Here is a 21,845-nt window from a genome sequence, read left to right as displayed (position 1 = left end):
AAAGACAACATCACCAGAAACATGTCCGTACCTTCAGCAACAACCGGATCGCGCGATTCCGCGCGGTTATTCACCCAACCGAAAGTGCTCGTCATTGTGGCGACCGTATGCTGCCTGCTGTGGGGCAGTTCGTACCCGGCAATTAAAATTGGCTATGCGTTGCTCGCAATCACGCAAAACGATATTCCTTCAAAGCTGATCTTCGCAGGCTACCGGTTCGTGCGGTCTCGCCTACACGACCGGCGTTCGCGGTTCGATCCTGAATTCGACAACGACCTTCTTCAGTGCGCTGCTTGCCCATTTCATCTACCAAAACGACAAGGTCTCGCCACGCAAGGCACTTGGATGCCTGCTGGGATTCGTCGGCGTGATGGTCGTCAATTTTGGCGGCGGTCTGTTTGAATTTGCGTTCACCTTTTGCTATCCGCGATATGTCTGAACGAGAACATCATGGAATTGAAGAATCTCGTCGCGCTGGTGCTCGTATGCGGGGGGATCTGGCTGGTCACGCGGCCGGCGCAACGGAGCGCTAGCTATTCGAAGGCTGGCGCGGCTTTGGGGCAAGGTCGAGGCTGAGCTTGTGGGGGTTCCGAAGCGCCGACTCCCCCTCAAACACTATCCGACGCAACCGGCAACCCCTCCGTCCTCCACCGCAGCATCCCACCGGCAAGATTCGCCACCTTGCCGAACCCCGCCTTCGTCAGCAACACGCTTGCCTGCGCCGAGCGCACGCCGGACCGGCACACCGCGACCACCGGCCGCTCGCGCTCCAGTTCATCGAGCCGCCCTGTCAATTGCGACAGCGGCACCAGCTTCGCGCCCGGCAGATGACCCAAACGATCGATGAACTCGGGCGCCTCGCGCACATCGACGATCTGAAACGCGGCGCCATGCTCGAGCAGCGCCATCGGCTCGATTTCCCACACGCCGCTAAAGCGCAGCGTCAACGGTGCCCAATCCGGCGTTTCGGTCGCAACTTCGGCGCCGCCTTCCGGCTGCCCGCAACGCATGTTTGCGGGCACCGCGACCGCCATCTGCTTCGGATGCGGCAAATTCAGGTTGTTCATGTAACCGGCGAAATCGCCGACGTCGACGTCGCCGCCCAGACGCGGATTGAAGCGCCGCTCCTCGGTCACGCTCGTCACCGTGATGCCGCGATAATCGTGCGCGGGATAGAGGAGGCAGTCGTCCGGCAGTGACAGGATCTGCTCGCGCACGGACGCGAACAACTGCTGCGGACTGCCCTGCTGGAAATCGGTGCGGCCACAGCCGCGAATCAGCAGGCTGTCGCCGGTAAAGGCCATGCTCAGATCGTCGAGCACGTAGGTCAGGCAGCCGTTCGTATGGCCAGGCGTCGCGCGCACGCTCAGATGACGCGTGCCGAAGTCGATCCGATCGCCATGCGCGAGCGCTCGCGTGACGCCTTTCGCCTCGACGACCCCGGCAAGCCCGATCTCGCTGCCGCAACGCAAACGCATGCGCCATGCGCCGGTTACGTGATCAGCGTGCACGTGGGTATCGAGCGTCGTGAGCAGCCATAGGCCCAGCTCGCGCAGCAGCGCCTGATCGCGCGGCACCTGCTCGTAGACGGGGTCGATGAGCACCGCCTCGCCGCTGTCGCCGAGTAAGTACGTGTAGGTCGACGAAGCAGGATCGAACAGCTGACGAAAAATCATCTGTATCCCTTAGGAAGGTCGGCGAGCGGCCGCAAGCGGCCGCCGTGCCACATCTGTCAGCCCGGTTGTTTGGTGGTGCGCAGATACGGTTTGATAGTCTTGAAACCAGGGAAAATCTGCTGCGCCTCGTCGTTGCTGACCGCGGACGTGATGATCACGTCTTCGCCCTGCTTCCAGTTGACCGGCGTCGCGACCTTGTGTTTGGCGGTCAGTTGGATCGAATCGAGCACGCGCAGGATTTCGTCGAAGTTGCGGCCGGTGCTCATCGGGTAGGTCAGTGTCAGCTTGATCTTCTTGTCGGGACCGATGATGAAAACCGAGCGCACGGTCGCGTTGGTCGCGGCGGTGCGGCCCTCGCTGGTATCGCCCGCGTCGGCCGGCAGCATGTTGTACAGCTTGGCGATCGCGAGGTCGGTGTCGCCGATCATCGGGTATTTGACGGCGGCGCCCTGCGTTTCCTCGATGTCCGCGGCCCATTTTTCGTGGTCTTCGACCGGATCGACCGACAACCCGATCAGCTTCGCGTTGCGCCTGGTGAACTCCGGCTCGATCTTCGCCATGTAGCCCAGTTCAGTCGTGCAAACCGGCGTGAAGTCTTTCGGATGAGAGAACAGGACCGCCCATTGGTCGCCGATCCAGTCGTGGAAATCGATGGTGCCCTGCGTGGTCCGCGCGGTGAAGTTGGGCGCGGTGTCATTGATACGAAGTGACATATTGCCGTCCTGTGAAGTCGTGGTTAAGCGGAAGACCCGAGCCAGGCCTGTCTGCAACGGTCCAACACGAGCCCGGTTAATCTCGGGGATTGAAAATCACCAACGCTCACAACGATAGACGAAGCTTTCGCGGCGCATACACGCGCGGCAAGTAGGGCGTCGCCGTGCAGAAGAAGCTCGAGATCGCCGCCTGTCGGGCGAATACGAGCATTGCCGCATCGCAGTGAGATTTCAAATATAGCGCGTTACGCACAAGCCATGCTGACACCCATCGAAGTCAGTCCGGCTGGCCACTTCGAAACGGCTTAGGGGAATGACGTTTACCGGTAAATCATGGACATTCGACTCACCGGCGTGTGTTCGATAGCGCACAGATTTACCGACCCCGATTTGATCAGACCGTTCGGTCGTCCACGCCATGCGAGCAAGCGCGAGGCGCGTCGGAGCGTGCGGTACTGAAGCGCTTGCAACAAACGCAGCCTCCGTCCGCTCGAAAAACATCTGCTGAATGCTCGCCATGATGGCCCGGTTTGGCGGCGCAGTGCGGATATTCGCGGTTGCGGCGGGTCAGTCCGCAGTGCCTGGCGAGTCAGGCGAACCCGGTTCGTCAAAGAACTGCCAGATCGCCTTAATCGATAAACGGTCGGAACATGGCTCGCGGACGCCGCGCATTTTTCGGAGACGGGATAAGCGGCTTTTAAGGTTGCAGGGCGTACCGTCATATCCACGCACTGAATACCGGGCACCCCGTCGATCGCTATCTGTTCGCGGTCCACCTCAGCGTGAAGATCGACTCGCTTTCAATGCAGTTAGCGTGGTCCATTCGATCCATCGAAATTTGCCTATTCACCAGGGAGCCAATTTATGAAAGTACTTATCGCTCATGCGATCCTTGCAACCACAATCGCCATTCCAGCGCTCTCGTCGGCGCAGCCGCTCACTCGCTCCGAGGTGGAAGCGAACGTCATACAGGCGGAACAGAACGGCACGCTCCATCAGTCGAAAGTGCACTATCCGGACGAGAGCAGCCCGCGGCAGGCACACGCGAATAACGACTACGGTTCAGGGCCGGTAGTGAATTCGCAATCCGGACATCGCCTTTCCTTCGCAACGCCCTCAGATAACGCGCTTTTCTCGCATCACTGAAGTGCTGGTGAGCGTTCGACATTCCATACGAGCGCGTTTCGGTACTTCCACACGCCTAACTTCCGGTTCTCATGCGAACGTCGCGCGTCCGATCCAACGTCGATATGAAAAAGCTAGTGCGCTCGATTGACTTCATTCTGTTGACCGCCGCGTCGGTGGGCCTCGTCATGTTTGTCGTCTGGCGAGTGGCGACGGTAAAGGGGTGGTTTTAGGCTCACGCGAAACGGTTGTCCGTTAAAGGATCGCCCTGTGGTTGGCGTTCCGAATCGACATTGCACCAATACCTCGCGGAATGAAACCTTTCGCATGCTTCGCGAATGTGGATGAGCCGCAATCAAATACTAAGGAGTTCTGCGTTCACACGTCTGCGACGCATGTGCAGCTTCCACCACCAGGTCTTCCGGGATACCTGCGAATCGCGCCACGATATCCGATACCGCGTAATCAGTCGAAACAATGCCGTCATAATTCATCCGCACAATCCGACGCCACCAACAACCACAAGAAAGTCTCGTGATGCCTCATTTTCGCGTCCCTCTCCCGCTGCGCCTCACGGTGCTCGCAAGCGTGGCGGTACTAGCCGCGTGCGGTGGTAGCAATGATTCTTCTACGCCGAGCGCCTCGAACACTTCGACGACGACGGCGACGGCCACGATCCCGGCGCCCCCTGCCGACCCCGGTTTTGTCGACAACGCCGCAATCCCCGACGTGCCCGCGTTCGTCGACACGATTGCGACTAACCAGCGCGGCGATGCGCGATATGCGACGCTCGCCACGAATGCGGGCGTGCGTGTCGTCTCGCGATTCCTCGACATCTGGCAACCGTTGACCGAGATCGTCGATGCGGGCGTCTCCGCGCCCGCCAATGGTTCCTTTCCGGCTGTCGTGCAGTCCACGTGGACAGGACTACCCAATGACGGTACGCCGGGTGGGGCTGTCGTGAACAATGCCGTCCATGCCGCAAACATTCAATTCGTGGTCACCGAGACGACCAACCGAACTCAGGCACAGGCCGACGCAGCCTACTACGACGACCGGCGCGGCAAAGGTTATAGCGTGACCGATGGCATGGGACCGCTCACCAATGCGTGGCGCGCGGCGGCGCAGCAGGTAACGACCATCACGTCGATTCCGGCGGATGCGACGACCGTTCTGTACAACGACAACGGCAACAACATCGGCGTCGGCAGCAGTGGCGGCAACACCAGTTTCGGCCAGGTTGTCGACCTGCTCAACATCATGGGCAACAACGCGTCCACCGAGCCGGCCAAGCGCTTCTACAAATACGCCCGGCCATACCGCTGGAGCACGAGTGTCGTGGTAGATCCGACTCTGGTGCCTGCCGAGAGCACCACGCCTTCGACCGATGGCGGATTTATCAGCGGTCACGAGGCGGAGGCTATGCGCGACGCGATGACGATGGCCTACGTGCTGCCGGAGCGGTTCCAGGAGATGGCGAGCCGCGGCCTCGAACTTGGCGAAAACCGCATTTTCGCCGGTATGCACTCGCCGCTCGACGTCATTGCTGGTCGAATGTTTGCACTTGCGGCGACTGCTGCGAATCTTTCCGATCCGAGCAACGCCACCTTGAAGAGCGCCGCATTTAGCCAGGCGCACGCGGCCCTGATGCAGTCGACGAATACCAGCTCGACGAGCTTCGCCGTTTTCGCCCACTCCGGCACGGCAGCGACGGACCGCTTCGCCGACTACGCGACGAACAAAGCGGACTTCACTCGCCGTATGACGTTCGGCTTTGCTCCGATCGAATCGACCAATGCGCCTCCCGTTGTGCCGAAGGGTGCGGAGGTGTTACTGGAGACGCGCTTTCCGTATCTGAGCGCTGAGCAGCGCCGCGTGGTGCTCAAAACGACCGAGCTTCCTTCCGGCTATCCGGTCATGGACGATGCGGAAGGGTGGGGCCGCCTCAACATGTTTGCAGCCGGGGACGGATATGGTGCGTTCCATGGCAGCGTCATCGTTTCGATGGATGCGTCCCAGGGCGGATTCAACGCGTCGGATTTGTGGCGCAACGACATTGCCGGCGCAGGGAAGTTGACGCTGCAGGGTAGCGGAACCTTGAAGCTCGGCGGCAACAACACCTGGTCGGGCGGCTCCCAGGTAAGCGGCGGCGTGCTCGAGGCCGATTCTCCAAATGCGTTCGGCACGGGCGACGTGTATGTGGGTGCCGGTGGCATCACCATCGCGGCGGCGTCGCCCGTGTCCATCGTCGGCAAGTACACGCAGCTCGCCGGCACGACACTCGAACTCGACATTGACGGTAAAGGCGCCGGCCAACTGCACGTTGGTAATCAGTTGACCATCGCCGGCGGCACGCTACACGTGAAGTTCGTGAGCGGCTATGCGCCCAAGGTCGGCGACACCATCGATCTGATCGATGGCAACGGGGCGACGAAGCAGTTCACGACGATCACGGTCGACGGCCACAAGGCGACGCCGGTCTACTCGTCGACCGGCGTGTCGGTGCACATCGATTCGTAATCCGGCCATATTGGCGTGGCTATGCGTCGCCCGGATAACCCGCTGTCTGTAATGCGGAGCGTCCGGCTATGCCCGTCTGTCGTTGATCGTCTAAAGCGGCGATTCCTTCGTCAAAAACCGCCTGATGGCAACGGAGACGATTTCTGGAAACTCTTCGTGAATCGCGAGCTTGCCCTTCATGACCCATTCGACCTGAACATTTGGCAATTGTCCTAACGCCTCCATTTCGACACGCGATTTCGGCGGCGTCTGATCGCCGTAGATCACGAGGATCGGAATGTTGGCTCGGCGCGCAAGATCAAGGAACGCCGCACGGTTGGCGACCCGGTCTAGCGCACCGGTCACAAAGCGTACCGAACTGTGCCGGGCTCCGGGTGCACGGGTGACGGCGAGTTTGGCCGCGAGACGATCGCCGCCAAGCCAGTCAGGATCGCTGTAAACGTGTTCTCTCGCCATCATGGTGATGACATGGCGGCTGACGTTGAGCCGGTAGAGAAGCGGACCAGCGAGGGGGTGATCAATGGCAGAGCGCACACGGGAGAACCAGGCCCGCTGGCCACCCATCATCGTCGGCAACGGGCCGCGCCACGTCGGTGCGATGAGGACCAGGCGATCAACCGTATCCGAGCGCAAGACGGCCTGGTAAAGCGCATAGGTGGCTGCATGTCCGGCCGCCACAATGGCGTGCGGTGGTGCCACGATGTCGCTTAGAAACCAGTTAAGAAACTCCGAGAGAAGCTCCGGCGACCATTCTTCCTTTGGCCGCGCCTGATCGCCGAACCCCGGCCAATCAACCGTCGTCACGTGAAACTGAGGCGCGAGCAAGTCGAGCAGCGGGCGCATCTCCAGGCGCGTAGAAATCGTACTCAGGGCCGGCAGGAGGACGACCGAAGCGCCGCTACCGGCCTCATCCACGTCCAGCGCGAACTCTCCACTGTCCCACTGGCAGCGTATCGTCTTCGTCATTGCCTTTCCAATTTGACCTTCATACGAATCACGCGGTAGATATTGACGACCAGTTTAGTTAGAGGCCGGTCTCCGGCCATGTATGGATGCGTTTTTCGTGCTGTGGAGTTGACCCGCTTTCGTGGACACCTATCCTTTGGAACAGGAGGCGTCCATCATGGGAAACTTACCGCAGTGGCAGAAACGGGTCCGGGCGCGGCCGATCGCGTCGGACGGATGTCGGCTGGTTTCGCCAATCAGATCTAGCAGGTACGTCACTGCGTCACCTGCGCTGCCCGTTCTAACACTACGGCTGCCTTGTGCCTCCGGTGATCGCGCCTGAACACCAGGGAAAGGAAGTCGAAGCGTCGGGCTGCCAGCCGCGAGGGCGCTGCTCTGTAGCTCCAGACGCCCGACGTTTGCGTCGCGGGACTGCCTGGAAATCAAATGCGCCACGCCTGTCTTTGACGTTTAGCCTTCGGAGACGCGTCGTAGCAGGTACACGACAATCACTGCGGAACCGCTGACAAAGATTGCCAGCCCAATCGCTTTACGCGCGAGCGTGCGAACGCGCGCGCGGAGCGTGTAACGCACAAACCAGGAACTGGTTCTGCGCAACATCATTCACTCCATGGGCGCCTTGACGGGCGCGTCGCGTCGGGGAGAGACAGCCCCCTATGTTGCCGGAGCGCAGGCCGTATCGCGACGTGTATTTGCCCTGATCTTTGCTTGACGGTCTTTACCACTTCGATCTCTTTGAACTGAGGATAGCGGGATAGAGCGGGTAGATGCCGGTATGCGGGCATTCTGAAACCGGCAACTGCAATTATCGCACCTCAGGTTCAAAGGCACAGAGCAGATGTTTTACGGTCTGCTGACAGGTTCTTTGCACCAGCCGGTCCAGACCAAATCCAGGCGCACATGAACCGGCCCGTTTGGGCATTGGCGCAATGCAGGGATGTTCTCAGGAGGGACTGCGGCGAGCCTTTGCCGGTTGCCGCCACTGTTCAAGGAAAAACTGCAAGCCGCCCAGTTGCTGTGCGATGTAGCCGCCCGTGGCCATCGATTCCGGTGCGCGCCGGTCGCCTGTAGGCGGGTACTCGGCGGAGAAGTCCGCTGTACCAAACATGACGTCCCAGATCGGGAAGACGGCGCCGTAGTTACAGGAATTGCGGCCGGCCGCGCGCAGGCCATGATGCAACCGGTGAAAGCGTGGTGAGACGATCAACCGGTCCCCGAGCCAGCCGAACGAAAGCTTGATATTGGCGTGGCTCAGGCTTTCGATGAAGCGCATGAACAGGAACAGCAGTGGAAACTGCAGCGGCGGAATACCGATCGCGAGGCCGACCATGCCGAACCAGATTGCGGCGACCAGGTCGTCAAGCAGATGGTTGCGGTCGTCCGACCAGAAACTCATCTGCCGCTGCGCATGATGCAACGCATGCAGTGCGTACCAGCTACGGTATGAGTGCGACAGGCGGTGACGCCAGTAATCGGCACAGTCCAGAATCAGCGCGTACGCGATGAAGGTAATGACCGGATGACCGAGAAGCGGCGGTATCAACGTCTCAAGCGTTGGCGGTATGTAGCCGTGATCGACCACGAAGCCGTTCACCCACACCTGCACCTGGTAGAACAGCAGGAAACTGACGACAGGCAACACCCCGACGCGGTTGAGGATCGTATAGAACGCGTCGGTTACGACGGCTTTGCGGTCATCCCAGCGTTCGATCGGAAAGAGTGCTTCGAGCGGCCAGCAAACCGCATACGTGACGATAACCGCGAAGAGGCCATAGACGCAGATCAGCGCCCAGTCGAAGGAAAGCTCTTCCCATTGCATCCAGCCGAAGTGATACAGCAACGGCAGAACGAGATACTGGTCGATTTCACCGGCCAGCATATTGAAGAATCTGTCGAGAAATATCAGCATGATGGACGTTAGAGCGTTTCGGCGGTAACGAGACCGGGGCGGCTCATTTCGGTGGTGAGGAAGATGCCGTGCGGCGAGCGTCCGACATTGATGGTCTCGTAGTTGCCGCTGGCTGGATCGAGTACGGCGACCTGCTCCCGGAAACGCAGCGTCACCCATAGCTTGCCGTCGGGGCCAACAGCAATATCATCTGGCCCCGCAGCGTGGAACGGATAGGTACGACGAAGCTCGAGGGTGGTTGGATCGAGCGCCACCAGCGAGCCGCCGATCCGGTTGCTCACGTAGAGCGTCGCGCCGTCGGGCGTAAGAAAGACATTGTGCGGGCCGACGCCGGTTTTCACCCGCCGCAGCACGTTACCCGTCACTGGATCGACTTCCGCCACATGGTCGCTGCCCATCACGCAGACCAGTACCTTGCCGTTGTGCCAGAGCACGCCGGCGGGGGTCGATCCGACGTTCGACTTCCAGCGGATCGTCAGGTTCGTCAGGTCGAATGAAACGAGCGTGCCGGACTGCTGCATCGAATTGAAGCTCCAGCGCGAGTCCGGCGAGAAGTCGAGGTGGCTCGGCATGCCGCCGGGCGAGAAGCGCTTGACGAGCGTCAGGTCGTCGGGGCGGTAGATGTCGACATAGTTGAGCCGCAGTGCATTGACGACGAGGTAGCGGAAATCCGGCGTGAAGCCAAGCTGGTACGGATCGGCGATCACCTTATGGCCAAGCGCCAAACCGGTGTGCGGGTCGACAATGAACAGCGCATTGCCGCTGGCGTCGGCAATATAGAGCTTGCTTCTGTCGCGCGAAAGCGCCCAGTGACTGGGTTCGCGCAACGTCGGCAATGTCCGGACGATCTTGTGCGACGCCATGTCGATGACCGAAACGCTGGCTTCGCCGGAATTCATTACGATAGCGAGATTGGGGGGCGCCGCGCTGGCGATACCTGAACGAAGGGCGAGGAAAGGCGACAGGCCGAGACTCAGGGGAATGGCCAGGCTACGGCCAAGTACTTCGCGACGTGAAAGCTTCATGGAGGGCATGCATGAGAGAATTAACCACTCATTTTGCTGGATGGATTCACCGTCACGCAAGGACGAATTGCGAATGGCGCTGATATGGAGCGATGCTCAACCGCTTCCTGTCAGTAGCCTAACAAATTTCGGGCGAAGCTGACGATGCGCATGCGATTTCGCCGTATTTGACCGAGCTTCCCGCGGCCCCGGGCGCGCTTTGCGCAGCACCCGCCCCGATCATCCGCGGAATTTGGCCGTTGTATATTGCCATCACGCGCTAAAGAACCTGGAGTAATAGCAGTGCCACGTACGTCCAGAGAAGTCGGGAAGTGTCCATGAACAGCACTGCCGGCAAAAATACGCTCACAGATCGCACGACTGTTGCGATTCGCGATGTGCTGGCCGGCAAACGAACCGGCTTGCGCTCTGCGCTGCTGTTCGCCGGACCCGCAGTGATTGCCTCGATCGCCTACATGGACCCAGGCAATTTCGCGACCAACATCCAGGCCGGTTCCCAGTTTGGGTACACGCTGCTGTGGGTGGTACTGATGGCCAACGTGATCGCCATGCTGTTCCAGGCGCTCTCTGCCAAACTCGGCATCGTGACGGGCCGTAATCTGGCGGAAATGTGTCGCGAGCAACTGCCGCGCAAGGCCGTCTTCGTCATGTGGTGTGTCAGCGAAGTGGCCGCGATGGCAACCGACCTGGCCGAATTCCTCGGTGGCGCAATCGGCCTCGCGTTGCTGTTCAAAATGCCGTTGATGGCCGGCATGGCGGTGACCGCGGTGGTGACATACGGCATCCTCGTGTTTGAAAAAGGCGGCTACCGGCCAATGGAGATCATCATCGGCGCGCTCGTTGCTGTGATCGGTCTGTGTTACCTGATCGAATTGTTCATTGCGCCCGTCGCATGGGGACAGGCCGGATTGCACTCGATCTTGCCCTCAATGCCGAACCGGGAAGCGCTGACCGTTTCGGTCGGTATCGTGGGCGCCACCGTGATGCCACATGCGATCTATCTCCATTCCGGGCTGACTCAGGGCCGGACTCCGGCGAGCGACGCGAGCGAGCATCGCGCACTGCTGCGTTTTTCGAACCGGGAAGTCATCGTTGCGCTTTTCTTCGCAGGTCTCGTCAACATGGCCATGGTAATCATGGCCAGCGCGGCATTCCATGCCGGCCACCGCGACGTCGCGGAAATCGAAACTGCTTACCATACGCTCACGCCGTTGCTCGGTGCGGGCGCGGCGGCGGTTTTCCTGATTTCGCTCATCTGCTCGGGTATCTCCAGCTCCGTTGTCGGCACCATGGCTGGCCAGATGATCATGCAGGGCTTCGTGGGTTTCCGGATTCCCGTCTGGGTGCGACGTCTGGTGACCATGGTGCCGGCGTTCGTGGTGGTCGGCCTCGGCGTGAATGCCACCCAGGCGCTGGTGATCAGTCAGGTCGTTCTTTCGTTTGCGTTGCCGATCCCGATGGTGGCGCTGGTGCTCTTCACCCGCCGCAAAGACATCATGGGCGAGTTCGTCAATAGACGGCTAACGGACATTGCAGCGATTGCCGCGACGGTCGTCATCCTCGCGCTGAATGCGGTGCTATTGCTTCAGTCGTTCGGCGTCAGCATTCCGGGCATGCCTGCAAGCTGATGCAGCCCACCCGGACTCTTTGGGGATGGGCCGCACTCCCGGTGCGATGGACGGCGAAGTTTGTTCGCTAGCCATCGACTGACCGCTGGGGGACCAGAGGTCCTGCTCCAAAAACGGCTTGTCGATTCGTTCGCTTTCGTCTGTGATGCCGGTGCATGCATAGGGACGATCGCTGCTTCCATGTTCGCCTTGAGTTGTGAAACATACGGTAAGAACGGCGTTGACCCATGGGCACCTGGCTGGCTATGCGGATGAGGACCGAGGCGGCATCTCCTGGTGCAAGCGTACGTCGGACCTGGCGGGCTTCTCCGTTGTCCGGGCTGATCGTCCCAAAGAAAGCCTCGCCGGTGCGAGGCCCGGGGGTGGCTATTTGTACGGTCAGGCAAGCGCTGGGTAATCCGTATACCCTTCTGCCCCTGGGTGATAGAACATCTCGGGCCGCGGCTCATTGAGCGATGCGTCCAATCTAAGTCGGCGCGGCAGGTCCGGCTTGGCGATGAACATCTGCCCGAAAGCAACCGCGTCGGCGTCGCCGACCGCAAGCAAACGTTCGGCGGTGTGCTTGGTCATCTTTTCGTTGGCGATATAGATGCCACCGAATGCTGCCTTCAGTGCGGGTCCGAGCCGGTCGTCTCCCTGCGCTTCACGCGCGCAGATGAAGGCAATGCGGCGTTTGCCGAGTTCGCCTGCGACATAGCCGAAGGTGGCCGCAGGGTCCGAATCGCCCATCGACTTCACGTCACCGCGCGCAGACAGATGCACGCCGACCCGGTTGGCGCCCCATATGGCGACGCACGCGTCCGTGACTTCGAGCAGCAGTCTCGCACGGTTCTCGATCGACCCACCATATGCGTCAGTGCGCTGATTGGTGGAGTCCTGCAGGAACTGGTCAAGCAGATAACCGTTGGCGCAGTGGACTTCCACGCCGTCGAACCCCGCCTTTCCGGCGTTTTCAGCGCCGTGCCGGTAGGCCGCGCAACCACGCCGGCGATCTCGTCGGTTTCCAGCGCGCGCGGGACCTCCCTATGTGTCCGGGCGATCTTTCACGATAACCGGGACCGCGCATGACCAAACCCACCAGGAAGCAGCAATCTCCCTCCCGTCCCTCTGTAGACGCTCTCCAGCATGAACGGCTCGCGCTGGCCGCCTTCCATCTTTGCGACCGGCAGGGGCAGCAACTCCGACATCTGATTACACTTGCGACCTCGATGTTCAGGAGTCCTGCTGTGACTGCCGAGGAAAGGCACGAACGCCGGAACCTGCTGGAGGTGATGATCCAGCTCGGCGAGGACTACCACGCCGCCAATCGCTGCGATCAGGAACTGTTCACGGTGCTTGCGCTCGACGCCAAGGGGCTTCTTAACCGCCAACTGACACCGCAGGACGCCGCAGCGATTCTCGCTGACGCTGCGCACGGCGCGAACGGGAAACTGGCGGCTATGGACGCTTCGTGGACAAAGCACTAACCGGCGTCGATCACTTACGGAAAAAGCGGCTCAATGCCGCTTTTTTTTGTTGGACGGTGAGATTGGAAAACTACACCTGAAAATGAGATAGACAGAGCAATTGTGAAGATCTGTCAAAGCGGTTTTATCTCGAATTAAAGTCATTGACCGTGTCGCGTTTTGGATGGTTAATTCCTCGGGTGTGTTCTGGAAAATCAGCAGAGGTCAGATGGAACAACAGAAACAGGATGAAACCGGGGGCAAGGAAGAATGCCAGCTTTGCCGTATCACCTATTCAATCTACTCAAACTTCCCGCCAATGCCGTCCGCAATGGCGCTGAACGCAGAAACCGGCGAATGGTTTCCGTTCGATAGGCTGAAGTCGTATTCAAATGGTTACGAGATGGCTGAAGCCCTCGGTTACGCATGGGCGTGCGATTGCCGGAAACGCTCCCGGAATCGTTTCGATGAACAGTTCGTACTGAGAGATCGTAAAGGCCGACCATTCGCGAACGCGCGCTATCGAGCGCGTGTTGGCCTGAACGTAGTAGCAAGTGGCGTCACGGACGCCGCAGGCCGCACACAGCGAATCAGCACCAAAGACGCGCGGCGGCTAACACTCGAAATCAGCGGGGGCGTCTGATGGGGATTCCTGTAGTGAGGGATCGAGACGCATGGGAAGACCGAACGCATCAAGACGAATGCAGTATCAAGCTTGATACTTTACATTACAGGAGAAATCCGGAATGAACGAATCTGGTGAACGCAATAAGTACGGTTTCAAGGCGAACGAAAATGAAGAATGGTTCGAGGTTCATTCAGGCGCAGTGACGAACACGAATCCGGGCTCAATGGTTTATGTGACAATTGACACTACACCAATATGCCCAAACATGACGGACGCCGAATTTCGCGCCAAGATCATGAAGTTGCGCGACGATGCGGTTGTTTTGGTTGACAAGCGAATAGCTGCATTGAAGACATGGAGTCCTTCAGAGCAAGCGCGCGTCGCCAATTGGTTTGGCACGAAGGACGATGCAACGCGCGATCTTCTGATTCAAGGATTTACCGCAGTCAATAGAGTTATGCGTGGTCTCCAACCCAAGAATTTTGTTCGGCAGTCTCCTGAGCTTGACCGTGTTCTTGGGTGTTTGCCCCATCCGGTCAGCAGTGGTTCTGCTGCGCACGTTTGCGCCCCTGATACAGCCACGCATACCATTAGTATTCACGAGGTCTTTTGCGAAACCCGTGATTTCACGTCAGGAGGGGATTCGAAGCTGTCAACGATCATTCATGAGTGCACGCACTTTACGGACACTTTTGGGAGCAAAGATTGGAAATATACGATCACAAGATTCTTGGCAACCTGGGGGCAAGAAAATCCGCAGCAAGCAATTAATAATGCAGATAGCCTGGCGGGATACGTCGTATATGAATATTAAATTGGGTGCCTTGGCATTTGGGCTGCTGTCTATCAGCGCACAAGCATGCAATACATCTCAGAACCTTCCGGGTCAAAATATCGATTTGTATTTTGAAATAAACTCGACGCAGGTATCGGCGGATCAAATTTTAAAATTGGCAAATTGGGCCATCGACATGCGCCTTAAGTATCCTATTCAAGAGGTACTGTCCATTGGTGGAGTGGCTGTGGCAAGCGAAAAAGAGCCTAAGCAATTGGCAATGCAACGTGCGGACACAGCAAAGGCAATGCTGATGCAGTTTGGTCTTACTCAAGTTCCATACGACGTTCGCGCTGGAATATACAAGCCCCTTGAGCATTTCGTCGAGCCGCCTGAAAAGGTCCGACGTGTGGAGATTGAACTGTCCCCCGGTTGTCCTAATAATTGCTGCGACGGAAAGTGAAGCGAGCACGTCCCTAAGCGCGGTTTTCCGGCATGGCTGTCGTGATGGTAGTAGACATCGGTGTATCAACGTCGGCAAACATTGCCAACATGCCCGTCGAATAAGTCCCGCTTCAATGCGACTTTTTCTGCGAAAAGGCCCGCTACTGCGCGGGCCTTTTGCCGTTACGCCTGATTCCAGCGATTGGGCCTCAGGGGCGATCCACCACGATGCCACTTGCGCCGTTCTGTTGCGATTTTCTCCAGCAACTGCAACACCTCTTCGCGGTTGCCGGCTTTATCCGCCTGTTCCATAGCGGCCCGGTATTCATCAGGCGTCGGCTCGACACCATCACAGCACCGGTTCACCACCACCGTAAGCGCATCCATCGGCGGGCCGACATACCGGGCACGCAACGATGACATCGCATCATGCGTGAGTTGGGTCAGATCGTCGGTCTGCAACACGGCGGCGCTGATTCTCAGCACGGGTTCCATCCACGCAAGCAATTCTGACGAATGCTGCTTTCGCACTTCGAGCGAACGAAGATTGTCGTAGCAGCGCTTCCTGTTGTTATGGTCGAACGTGGCGGGCGCGAAACGATACGTGAACTCGGTTCGTGTCCATCCGAAGTACTCGACGCTTTACAACGCGATGCTATCCATCCAGGGTGGCTGCGGACGTGCGCGGGCGCTGCGCACCAGTCAGCACATTTCTCCCTTCCGTTTTGCACCGGTTTGTGCAGGAACGAAGCGGTCTTATGCTTGTGCTGGCAACTCGAAAGCGACGCATTCCATGTCGAGGGTCGTTTCGTGCGATGTCGTCGGGAAAGGGTATGTCGCGGCGTGTTCTACGATTGCATCGCAACAGAAAGTACGTCGTAGTGAGACGACAGGTCCTGGCCGGACAATCCTGGTGGACAGACCGCGCCCTCGCGCTTGCCGGTCAGTAGGTCTGTTCGGTAATAACCCGGGCCACTGTTTCCAGCGACCGGCGCAGCGTGGCCAGATCGACGGACCCAATCGCGAGGCGGATGGCGTGAGGTACATGCGTCGATGTCGCGAACGGCAGGGCCGTCGACACTGAAATGCGCTCACGCATCAGCGCCATCGCAATCGCGTCGGCGCGGACTTCCTGCGTCAGGGGGATCCAGATGAAGTACGACGCTGGATGGCTCATCGTCTTAAGCTTGCCGAGCGCTTCGGCGGCAAGGATTTGGCGCGTCTTCGCATCCCGCCGCTTCTCGTCTTCGAGCCGGGCCACCGTGCCGTCGTTTATCCAGTTGCAGGCGATTGCCGTCATGGTTGCGGGAGTGTTCCACGTCGTGGCCCGGATTACCCGTTCAAGCCTGGGAATCCATTCGCGTGGTGCGCAGACGAAACCGACGCGCAGACCTGTCGCGACACTCTTCGACAAGCTCGAGACATAGATCGTCGTCTCCGGAGCAATCGATGCCAACGGCGGCGGAGCATCTTCTGCGAGGTATGCGTAGGCCCCGTCCTCGATGAGGATCAGTCCATGCTGTCGAGCGATACTGACAAGCTCGCGGCGCCGCCGCGCGCTCATTACCCAGCCAAGAGGGTTGTGCAGCGTCGGCATTGCGTAGACGGCGCGTACGCGTCGTCGCTTGCATAGGGCCGTCAACGCGTCCAGATCGGGGCCGCGCCCCGCGGCTGGGATCGGCACGAGTTCCAGTCGAGCGGCCTCGGCGGCCAGCTTGAATCCCGGGTAAGTCAGCGCGTCCACGGCAACCACGTCGCCGGGTTCGAGCAGCGCCATAGCGGCCGTCGTCAGTCCGTGTTGCGCGCCGCTCACGAGCAACGTCGTTCCGGCTGTTGCTGCCAGACCTCGGTTCGCCAGGTGGCGTGCCGCAGTAGCGCGCTCGTGCTCGCGGCCACCGTGCGGCTGGTATCGAAGCAGCGACTCGAGGTCGCCGGCCGCCGCGAGCTGGCGCAGCGCTGCCCGAAGAAGGTCTGTCTGACCCGGTGCAGAGGGATAGTTGAAGCTCAGGTCGATCGTAATGGCGCTCCAGGCGTGCAAGTCAACGCCTTGGCCGCGAGGGAGTGGTTCCTTGACGAATGTGCCACGGCCAGCTTCGCCGCTCACCAGACCCATCGTATGAAGCTCGGCATAGACACGCGTCGCGGTGACCAGCGCCAGGCCCTCGCGAGCAGCCAGCTCGCGGTGCGTGGGCAGACGCGTCCCGGGGGGAAGGCGGCCGTCGCGGATGTCAGCCGCAAAGCGGTCAACCAATTGCTTGTAACGGGCCCCAGGCATGGCTCAATGTATCCATGACAATAATTTGATTGTATTGATTATCGGCCCTACCATGAGCTTGCACAACCTCTCCATCTGCCCGAGGACGTCATGCACATCACCATTCTGACCTTTGAAGGCTTCAACGAACTCGACTCGCTAATCGCGCTGAATATCCTTAACCGGGTCAGAAAGCCGGGCTGGCAGGTATCGATTGCCAGCCCAGCGGCGAAGATCCGTTCGATGAACGGAGTGGTCCTGGAGGCGCAAGCGTCGCTGAAGGACGCTTGCGAGGCCGACGCGGTGCTGGTCGGCAGTGGAATACAGACACGTGGAGTGGCCGCCGATGCCGCGCTGATGTCGCAGTTGCGGCTCGATCCGACGCGCCAACTGCTGGGCGCGCAATGCTCGGGCACGCTGATACTCGCGAAACTGGGCCTGCTGGATGGCGTTCCGGCCTGCACGGATCTGACTACCAAACCGTGGGTCGAAGAGGCGGGCGTGCCGGTGCTCAATCAGCCGTTCGTGGCGAAGGGGAATGTCGCGACGGCAGGCGGGTGCTTGGCTTCGCAGTATCTGGCCGTGTGGGTGATCGCGCGTCTGGAGGGCGTCGAGGCTGCGCGCGCCGCGATGCAGCATGTCGCCCCGGTAGGCGAGAGGGAGATCTACGTGACGCGGGCGATGGCGAACATCGCGCCATTCATCTGACGCAAAACAGAGGCGCTTCGCACGTCCTTCAAAGCCGACATTGCTGGAGTCCGGTCTGTGGTCATCGTTCTTGTTTTCAAGCTCCTCGTTACGCCGCTGTTGCTATTGACCGCAGGCCTTGCCGGTCGTCGCTGGGGTGATGCGATCGGCGGTTTGCTGGTGGGAATGCCGCTCACGTCGGGGCCGATCTCAGTGTTTCCCGCACTGGAGCATGGACCCGCCTTTGCTGCGCAGGCGGCCGTTTGCATTGCCTATTGCAGGCTGGCGATCTTGGGATGGCCGACGGCTCTCGCGGGGGCTTCACGATATTTTCTGTCGTAGCGACCGTTCTGCAATGGAGTGCGCTGCCGCATACCGGCCTGTTTCTTTGTTGCTCATCGCAGGGCTCGTGGTCGGTGTGACGCTTTTTGCGGCTTATGTCGGGGCCAAAACGAGCGAAACCGCTCGCGCGGTAAGGGGCTCCGGCCAATACCGGCCGGTCGACGCTGGTGTATAGATCGTTTTCAATTGCAGTGCACGGTCGTCAATTGTCACGTGGAACTGTGAGCATCTGCTCTTGCGACTATGCTAACGAGCGCGGACTTGCCGTCATTTCTCTTGAAAGAATACGGTCATGAAAACGCGGAAATTCTCCGACGCAAGGCCGCGGTCAAACAGGGGCTCGCTGGCGTTCTTATGCGGTTCCCACGTAGCTATCAAATGCGGTCACGAGATGCTGGATCGCCTGTTCGAGGTCATCTGCCGGCGTTTCAAAAGACTGATTCAGTTGCATCGCTTCCCTCGACGTCAGGGCTTCCAGCAGTGTGGCGGTCATCTCATCGTAGCGATTGGCCCTTTCCCGGTCATGTGCGTCCGGTTCCCCGCTCCGAAGGACTTCGATCACCGCGGCGGCGCCGCAAACCACCCGCACCGCGACGGTCAGATTCCGCAGTTGTTCGAGCCGCGCAGATCGCCGCTGGCCCTCCAGGAGCATACGTTCTCTCGCAACTTCAAGCCGTGAGCTGGCCAGACCGGCTTCGCGTTGGAGGCGATCGAGGGTGGCGGTCGATCCTCCAGCCATCCGAAGCGCGGCGGACGCGAATGCCATGTTGGCCGAAATCGCGGCTGAGATCACGGCATTCAGCGCGTTACTCTCCCTCGGCGGCCAGAGAAGAAAGCTCGCCGCCACGCCTACGCAGGCACCGACGAATTCATTGGTAAGACGAGCGACAATCAATCCCTCCGCCGGATGGATGAAATCCGACATCAGCATGAACATCGGCGTCAGGAAGACAACGAACAGACCGTAGTTGACCAACCTCAATGCGACGGTCACCGCGGCAAGCGGCAAGATTGCCAATGTCACCGCAACCGGACCGGACAGACTCGTCAGAAGAACAGCGGCGATCGTTGCGCCGATGAGGCTGCCGCATGCACGCTCCAGCACGCGCAACCATGTATTGGCGGAAACCGGTTGGGTCACGACGATTGCAGCGATCACGCCCCAGTACGCAAACGTGACACTCAGCGATGTGCCGATCATGAAAGCGAGCACCGATGCGACAGCCACCCTCAGCGCATGGTCCCAGACCAGCCTTTCAATCTTGACCGCGCGAGCGGCGGCAGGCGTGGGCGTCTCGGGGTCCATTGCGAGCGCGTGTCGCCCGTCCGCGAGCCGGGCGATGGCCCTTGCCGCAAAGGCAACGGCGCTTGCCGTTTGGCCCGTCCGTTCAGCCGTCTGCCGCAACAATGCGTGTGCTTGCGCTATCAGCGTATCGGCAATGGGCAGTTCTTGCTGTGCCTGCGCGGCCACGCTTTGCAGCAACTGTCGCAGGCCCTGGAGCAATTGCCGCGATCCATCGTCGTCGGCAATCGCTGCGTTGCGTCGGGCATGACCGATTGCGATCAGCGTGGAAAACACCCGGCCCGCGGCATCGACGCCCGGCCCGAGATCAGGGCCGTTGCGAACATCATGCGCCGCCAATGCCCTGCCGCGCTCGATCGACATGCGCACCCCGCGACGATGAACGGTATCGAACTCGGTCCAGCCCTGCACATCCATTCCAGGCCGCGAATCCAGCGACTCCAAAAAACCGGCCATGTCCTCGAGCCTGCCGAAGATCGTCGCGAGCGTGAAGCCCGCGGACTGTGGGAACGGGACGGGCCAGAGGAAGATGCAAAACAGCATGGTCCAGGCTGACCCGAGCAGAAAATAGCCACCATGAGCGAGTGCAACGGCAAGCGGCTCGGGCGACGCAATTCCGATCACGACCGCGAGCGAGGCAACCAACCCCGCCTGCGCCGGCATAGGCCCGAGCGAGGGCTTGTAGGAGCGTGTCAGTCCACAAAGGAAGACCAGGACAAACAGGGTGACAATGCTGACGGCATAGCCCCAATGCGCGGCATAGGACGCCAGCGGCATGACGACAACACCCATGGCCGTGAAGATGGCCATCGCCTTCAGGCGCTGTGACCTGGACCCTTGCGGATCGCAGAGACAGTTCCAGAACGCCGCGACGGCTCCGAACGCGATATCCGAACGACCGAGAATCGCCGCGGCACAGAGCATCGGCGCCATCGCAAGCGCAGCGTGTATCCCTTCCGTAATCCCGATGCGCTCGGGCGTTATGGCGAAGACATGACCTTCAGCCCGCAAGGTCCGACGGCTTACCAGGGATACGAGCTTTCCTATTATTGTCATCGCACCTTTGCTGCTCACGAACGTTGATTGCTGGAGGACAAGGCCCAGGAAATGGGCGCCCCCCGGATTCACGCTGCCAGCGCGCTGAGATAGCCGCCGACTCCGCGCTGTGAACGTCTGCTTTTCGCCTATGCGAGTGGCGCCTCTGTTTCATTTGCAACACTCCCGCCGCTCATGCGACGTTCATTGTGTTGCATCGACCGGTTGAATCCGCCAATGCGGAGGAGACGTACACGCAATCAGCTTTGGGCGGCCGGGCGGCTAGCCCATTTAGAATCCACGCAGTCTTCCACTGCGGCGGGCTACGAGGATCGCCGCGCGTATGTTCATCGAATATGCGATCGCGGACCTCTCTAAAGAAGCCGGAGAAGGAAACTCGATCTCAGCATTAAGCGATGCGCGCAGCATCGAGTCCCACCTCCTCGCACAACCAGTCGCAGAAGCACTTCACCTTCTCCGTGTTGCGCTCGTTCACGCGATACGACAGAAAATGCGTCTCGCGGGAGACCGGCTCGAAGACATCCGCGCCCAGCTCAACCAGTTCGCCGCGCGACAACTCGCGCTCGGCGAGACGCGTGGTTTCGAGCGCGACGCCCATGCCATCGACAGCGGCGGAGATCGCGAGCGCCCCGCGATCGAACGAGGGCCGCGCCCGCGACGGGAACGGGAGTCCGTTGAGCGCGAACCAGTCGGACCACGTCACGCGGCTGAGCTGGGAATCGATCAGCGTCATTTCCCCGATCTGCTTCTCGATGGCAACGCCGCTTCGCACGAGCGCAGGCGAACACATCGGCACGATGCGTTCTGCGCCGAGCGCGCGTGTCACGATGCCCGCGCGCTCGTGTGCGACCGCGTATGAGATGGCGACATCGACTTCATGCACCCGGGTGAGGTCGATCGGCTCGGGACCGGACGACAGACGGATCGTCACGCCCGGATGCGCCTGCGTGAATTCAGGCAGGCGCGGACCAAGCCACTTGGCGGCGAAGCTCGGCGCGCTGTGCACCGCGAGCACTTGCGCATCGGGCGCGAGCGCGACCTCGCTGCATGCCGCCTCGATCACATCGAAAACGCGTCCGAGGCTCTCATAAAGGCGCCGTCCTTCCGATGTCGCTTCCACCCGCCGATTGCGCCGATGAAACAGCGGCCGGCCGAAATATTCTTCGAGCTCCTTGACCTGATGACTGATCGCGGACTGCGTCAGATGCAACTCCTCGGCCGCGAGCGTGAAGCTCTCCAGCCGCGCGGCCGCTTCGAAGGCGCGCAGCAGCACGAAATTGGGAATTCGTCTCATGTCTTTCACCGAAACATGAATGTGGTTCATCTTTGTATGAACAGCCATCGTTTGT

At 60.0% G+C, this 21,845-nt stretch carries 20 protein-coding genes and 1 pseudogene; 11 read left to right on the top strand and 10 right to left on the bottom strand.

From position 1 onward, the window contains the following. Window positions 1-256 precede the first annotated feature (256 nt). Both F6X37_RS36805 and F6X37_RS36800 read left to right on the top strand, forming a co-directional pair. Entirely contained in the window at window positions 257-439 is a 183-nt protein-coding gene (locus F6X37_RS36805; RefSeq protein ID WP_316251959.1) for a hypothetical protein, read from the top strand. A gap of 11 nt (window positions 440-450) precedes the next feature. After that, entirely contained in the window at window positions 451-576 is a 126-nt protein-coding gene (locus F6X37_RS36800; RefSeq protein WP_262419890.1) for a hypothetical protein, read from the top strand. A 32-nt stretch (window positions 577-608) separates the two neighbouring features. On the opposite strand, the gene F6X37_RS13340 is transcribed toward F6X37_RS36800, so the two are convergent. After that, window positions 609-1,676, bottom strand: coding sequence for a rhodanese-like domain-containing protein (locus F6X37_RS13340; RefSeq protein WP_184058002.1), 1,068 nt, complete (start codon window positions 1,674-1,676; stop codon window positions 609-611). 56 nt (window positions 1,677-1,732) lie between these two features. Continuing rightward, window positions 1,733-2,389 (bottom strand): peroxiredoxin, encoded by a 657-nt coding sequence (locus tag F6X37_RS13335; protein WP_184058000.1) that lies wholly within the window; start codon window positions 2,387-2,389, stop codon window positions 1,733-1,735. Window positions 2,390-3,253: 864 nt separating this feature from the next. On the opposite strand from F6X37_RS13335, the gene F6X37_RS13330 reads away from it, so the two are divergent. Both F6X37_RS13330 and F6X37_RS13325 read left to right on the top strand, forming a co-directional pair. Continuing rightward, window positions 3,254-3,535, top strand: a complete 282-nt coding sequence (locus F6X37_RS13330) for a DUF4148 domain-containing protein (protein ID WP_187611630.1) — start codon at window positions 3,254-3,256, stop codon at window positions 3,533-3,535. Between the two features lie 516 nt (window positions 3,536-4,051). After that, window positions 4,052-6,034 carry an acid phosphatase gene (locus tag F6X37_RS13325; RefSeq protein ID WP_187611629.1) on the top strand — a complete coding sequence of 661 codons (1,983 nt, stop codon included), beginning with the start codon at window positions 4,052-4,054 and terminating at the stop codon, window positions 6,032-6,034. A gap of 90 nt (window positions 6,035-6,124) precedes the next feature. Here F6X37_RS13325 and F6X37_RS13320 read toward each other — a convergent pair whose 3' ends face one another. The 3 genes from F6X37_RS13320 to F6X37_RS13310 all read right to left on the bottom strand — a co-directional run bounded on the left by F6X37_RS13320 (window position 6,125) and on the right by F6X37_RS13310 (window position 9,934). Then, on the bottom strand, window positions 6,125-7,000 hold the full coding sequence (locus tag F6X37_RS13320) for an alpha/beta fold hydrolase (RefSeq protein WP_187611628.1): 876 nt from the start codon (window positions 6,998-7,000) through the stop codon (window positions 6,125-6,127). Window positions 7,001-7,943: 943 nt separating this feature from the next. Continuing rightward, window positions 7,944-8,879 carry a sterol desaturase family protein gene (locus F6X37_RS13315; protein WP_262419889.1) on the bottom strand — a complete coding sequence of 312 codons (936 nt, stop codon included), beginning with the start codon at window positions 8,877-8,879 and terminating at the stop codon, window positions 7,944-7,946. Window positions 8,880-8,917: 38 nt separating this feature from the next. Continuing rightward, complete coding sequence (locus F6X37_RS13310) at window positions 8,918-9,934, bottom strand: YncE family protein (protein ID WP_262419888.1); 1,017 nt, start codon at window positions 9,932-9,934, stop codon at window positions 8,918-8,920. Window positions 9,935-10,251: 317 nt separating this feature from the next. On the opposite strand from F6X37_RS13310, the gene F6X37_RS13305 reads away from it, so the two are divergent. Next, complete coding sequence (locus F6X37_RS13305; RefSeq protein WP_187611627.1) at window positions 10,252-11,562, top strand: Nramp family divalent metal transporter; 1,311 nt, start codon at window positions 10,252-10,254, stop codon at window positions 11,560-11,562. Between the two features lie 378 nt (window positions 11,563-11,940). Here the strand turns inward: F6X37_RS13305 and F6X37_RS13300 are convergent. Continuing rightward, window positions 11,941-12,578: pseudogene (locus F6X37_RS13300) on the bottom strand (alkene reductase); the annotation flags it as partial. A gap of 48 nt (window positions 12,579-12,626) precedes the next feature. On the opposite strand from F6X37_RS13300, the gene F6X37_RS36795 reads away from it, so the two are divergent. From F6X37_RS36795 to F6X37_RS13280, 4 genes are all read left to right on the top strand, one after another. Beyond that, window positions 12,627-13,028 carry a hypothetical protein gene (locus F6X37_RS36795; protein WP_262419887.1) on the top strand — a complete coding sequence of 134 codons (402 nt, stop codon included), beginning with the start codon at window positions 12,627-12,629 and terminating at the stop codon, window positions 13,026-13,028. Between the two features lie 208 nt (window positions 13,029-13,236). Further along, the gene (locus F6X37_RS13290) at window positions 13,237-13,650 is read left to right on the top strand and encodes a hypothetical protein (protein ID WP_187611626.1); all 414 of its coding nucleotides are present in this window, start codon (window positions 13,237-13,239) and stop codon (window positions 13,648-13,650) included. A gap of 103 nt (window positions 13,651-13,753) precedes the next feature. Continuing rightward, window positions 13,754-14,449: a M35 family metallo-endopeptidase gene (locus tag F6X37_RS13285; RefSeq protein ID WP_187611625.1), complete on the top strand. Its 696-nt coding sequence runs from the start codon at window positions 13,754-13,756 to the stop codon at window positions 14,447-14,449. Continuing rightward, window positions 14,439-14,873: a hypothetical protein gene (locus F6X37_RS13280; RefSeq protein ID WP_187611624.1), complete on the top strand. Its 435-nt coding sequence runs from the start codon at window positions 14,439-14,441 to the stop codon at window positions 14,871-14,873. The genes F6X37_RS13285 and F6X37_RS13280 overlap by 11 nt, the downstream gene beginning before the upstream one ends. A gap of 164 nt (window positions 14,874-15,037) precedes the next feature. On the opposite strand, the gene F6X37_RS13275 is transcribed toward F6X37_RS13280, so the two are convergent. Both F6X37_RS13275 and F6X37_RS13270 read right to left on the bottom strand, forming a co-directional pair. Beyond that, window positions 15,038-15,349: a hypothetical protein gene (locus F6X37_RS13275; protein WP_187611623.1), complete on the bottom strand. Its 312-nt coding sequence runs from the start codon at window positions 15,347-15,349 to the stop codon at window positions 15,038-15,040. A 448-nt stretch (window positions 15,350-15,797) separates the two neighbouring features. Next, a complete protein-coding gene (locus F6X37_RS13270) occupies window positions 15,798-17,129 on the bottom strand; it encodes a PLP-dependent aminotransferase family protein (protein WP_187611622.1) in 1,332 nt (443 codons plus the stop codon). A 90-nt stretch (window positions 17,130-17,219) separates the two neighbouring features. On the opposite strand from F6X37_RS13270, the gene F6X37_RS13265 reads away from it, so the two are divergent. Next, window positions 17,220-17,816, top strand: coding sequence for a DJ-1/PfpI family protein (locus F6X37_RS13265; RefSeq protein ID WP_090807823.1), 597 nt, complete (start codon window positions 17,220-17,222; stop codon window positions 17,814-17,816). Window positions 17,817-17,873: 57 nt separating this feature from the next. Then, window positions 17,874-18,137, top strand: a complete 264-nt coding sequence (locus F6X37_RS13260; RefSeq protein ID WP_262419886.1) for a hypothetical protein — start codon at window positions 17,874-17,876, stop codon at window positions 18,135-18,137. 352 nt (window positions 18,138-18,489) lie between these two features. Here the strand turns inward: F6X37_RS13260 and F6X37_RS37610 are convergent, their stop codons facing one another. Beyond that, window positions 18,490-20,514 (bottom strand): FUSC family protein, encoded by a 2,025-nt coding sequence (locus F6X37_RS37610; RefSeq protein WP_187611621.1) that lies wholly within the window; start codon window positions 20,512-20,514, stop codon window positions 18,490-18,492. Between the two features lie 370 nt (window positions 20,515-20,884). Continuing rightward, entirely contained in the window at window positions 20,885-21,790 is a 906-nt protein-coding gene (locus F6X37_RS13250) for a LysR substrate-binding domain-containing protein (RefSeq protein ID WP_262419885.1), read from the bottom strand. Between the last annotated feature and the right edge of the window lie 55 nt (window positions 21,791-21,845).

The organism is Paraburkholderia sp. 31.1 (genome assembly GCF_014397645.1).
GTDB lineage: Bacteria > Pseudomonadota > Gammaproteobacteria > Burkholderiales > Burkholderiaceae > Paraburkholderia > Paraburkholderia tuberum.
The sequence above is the reverse complement of the archived record's forward strand: the minus strand, read 5'-3'. Positions and strand labels throughout refer to the sequence as shown.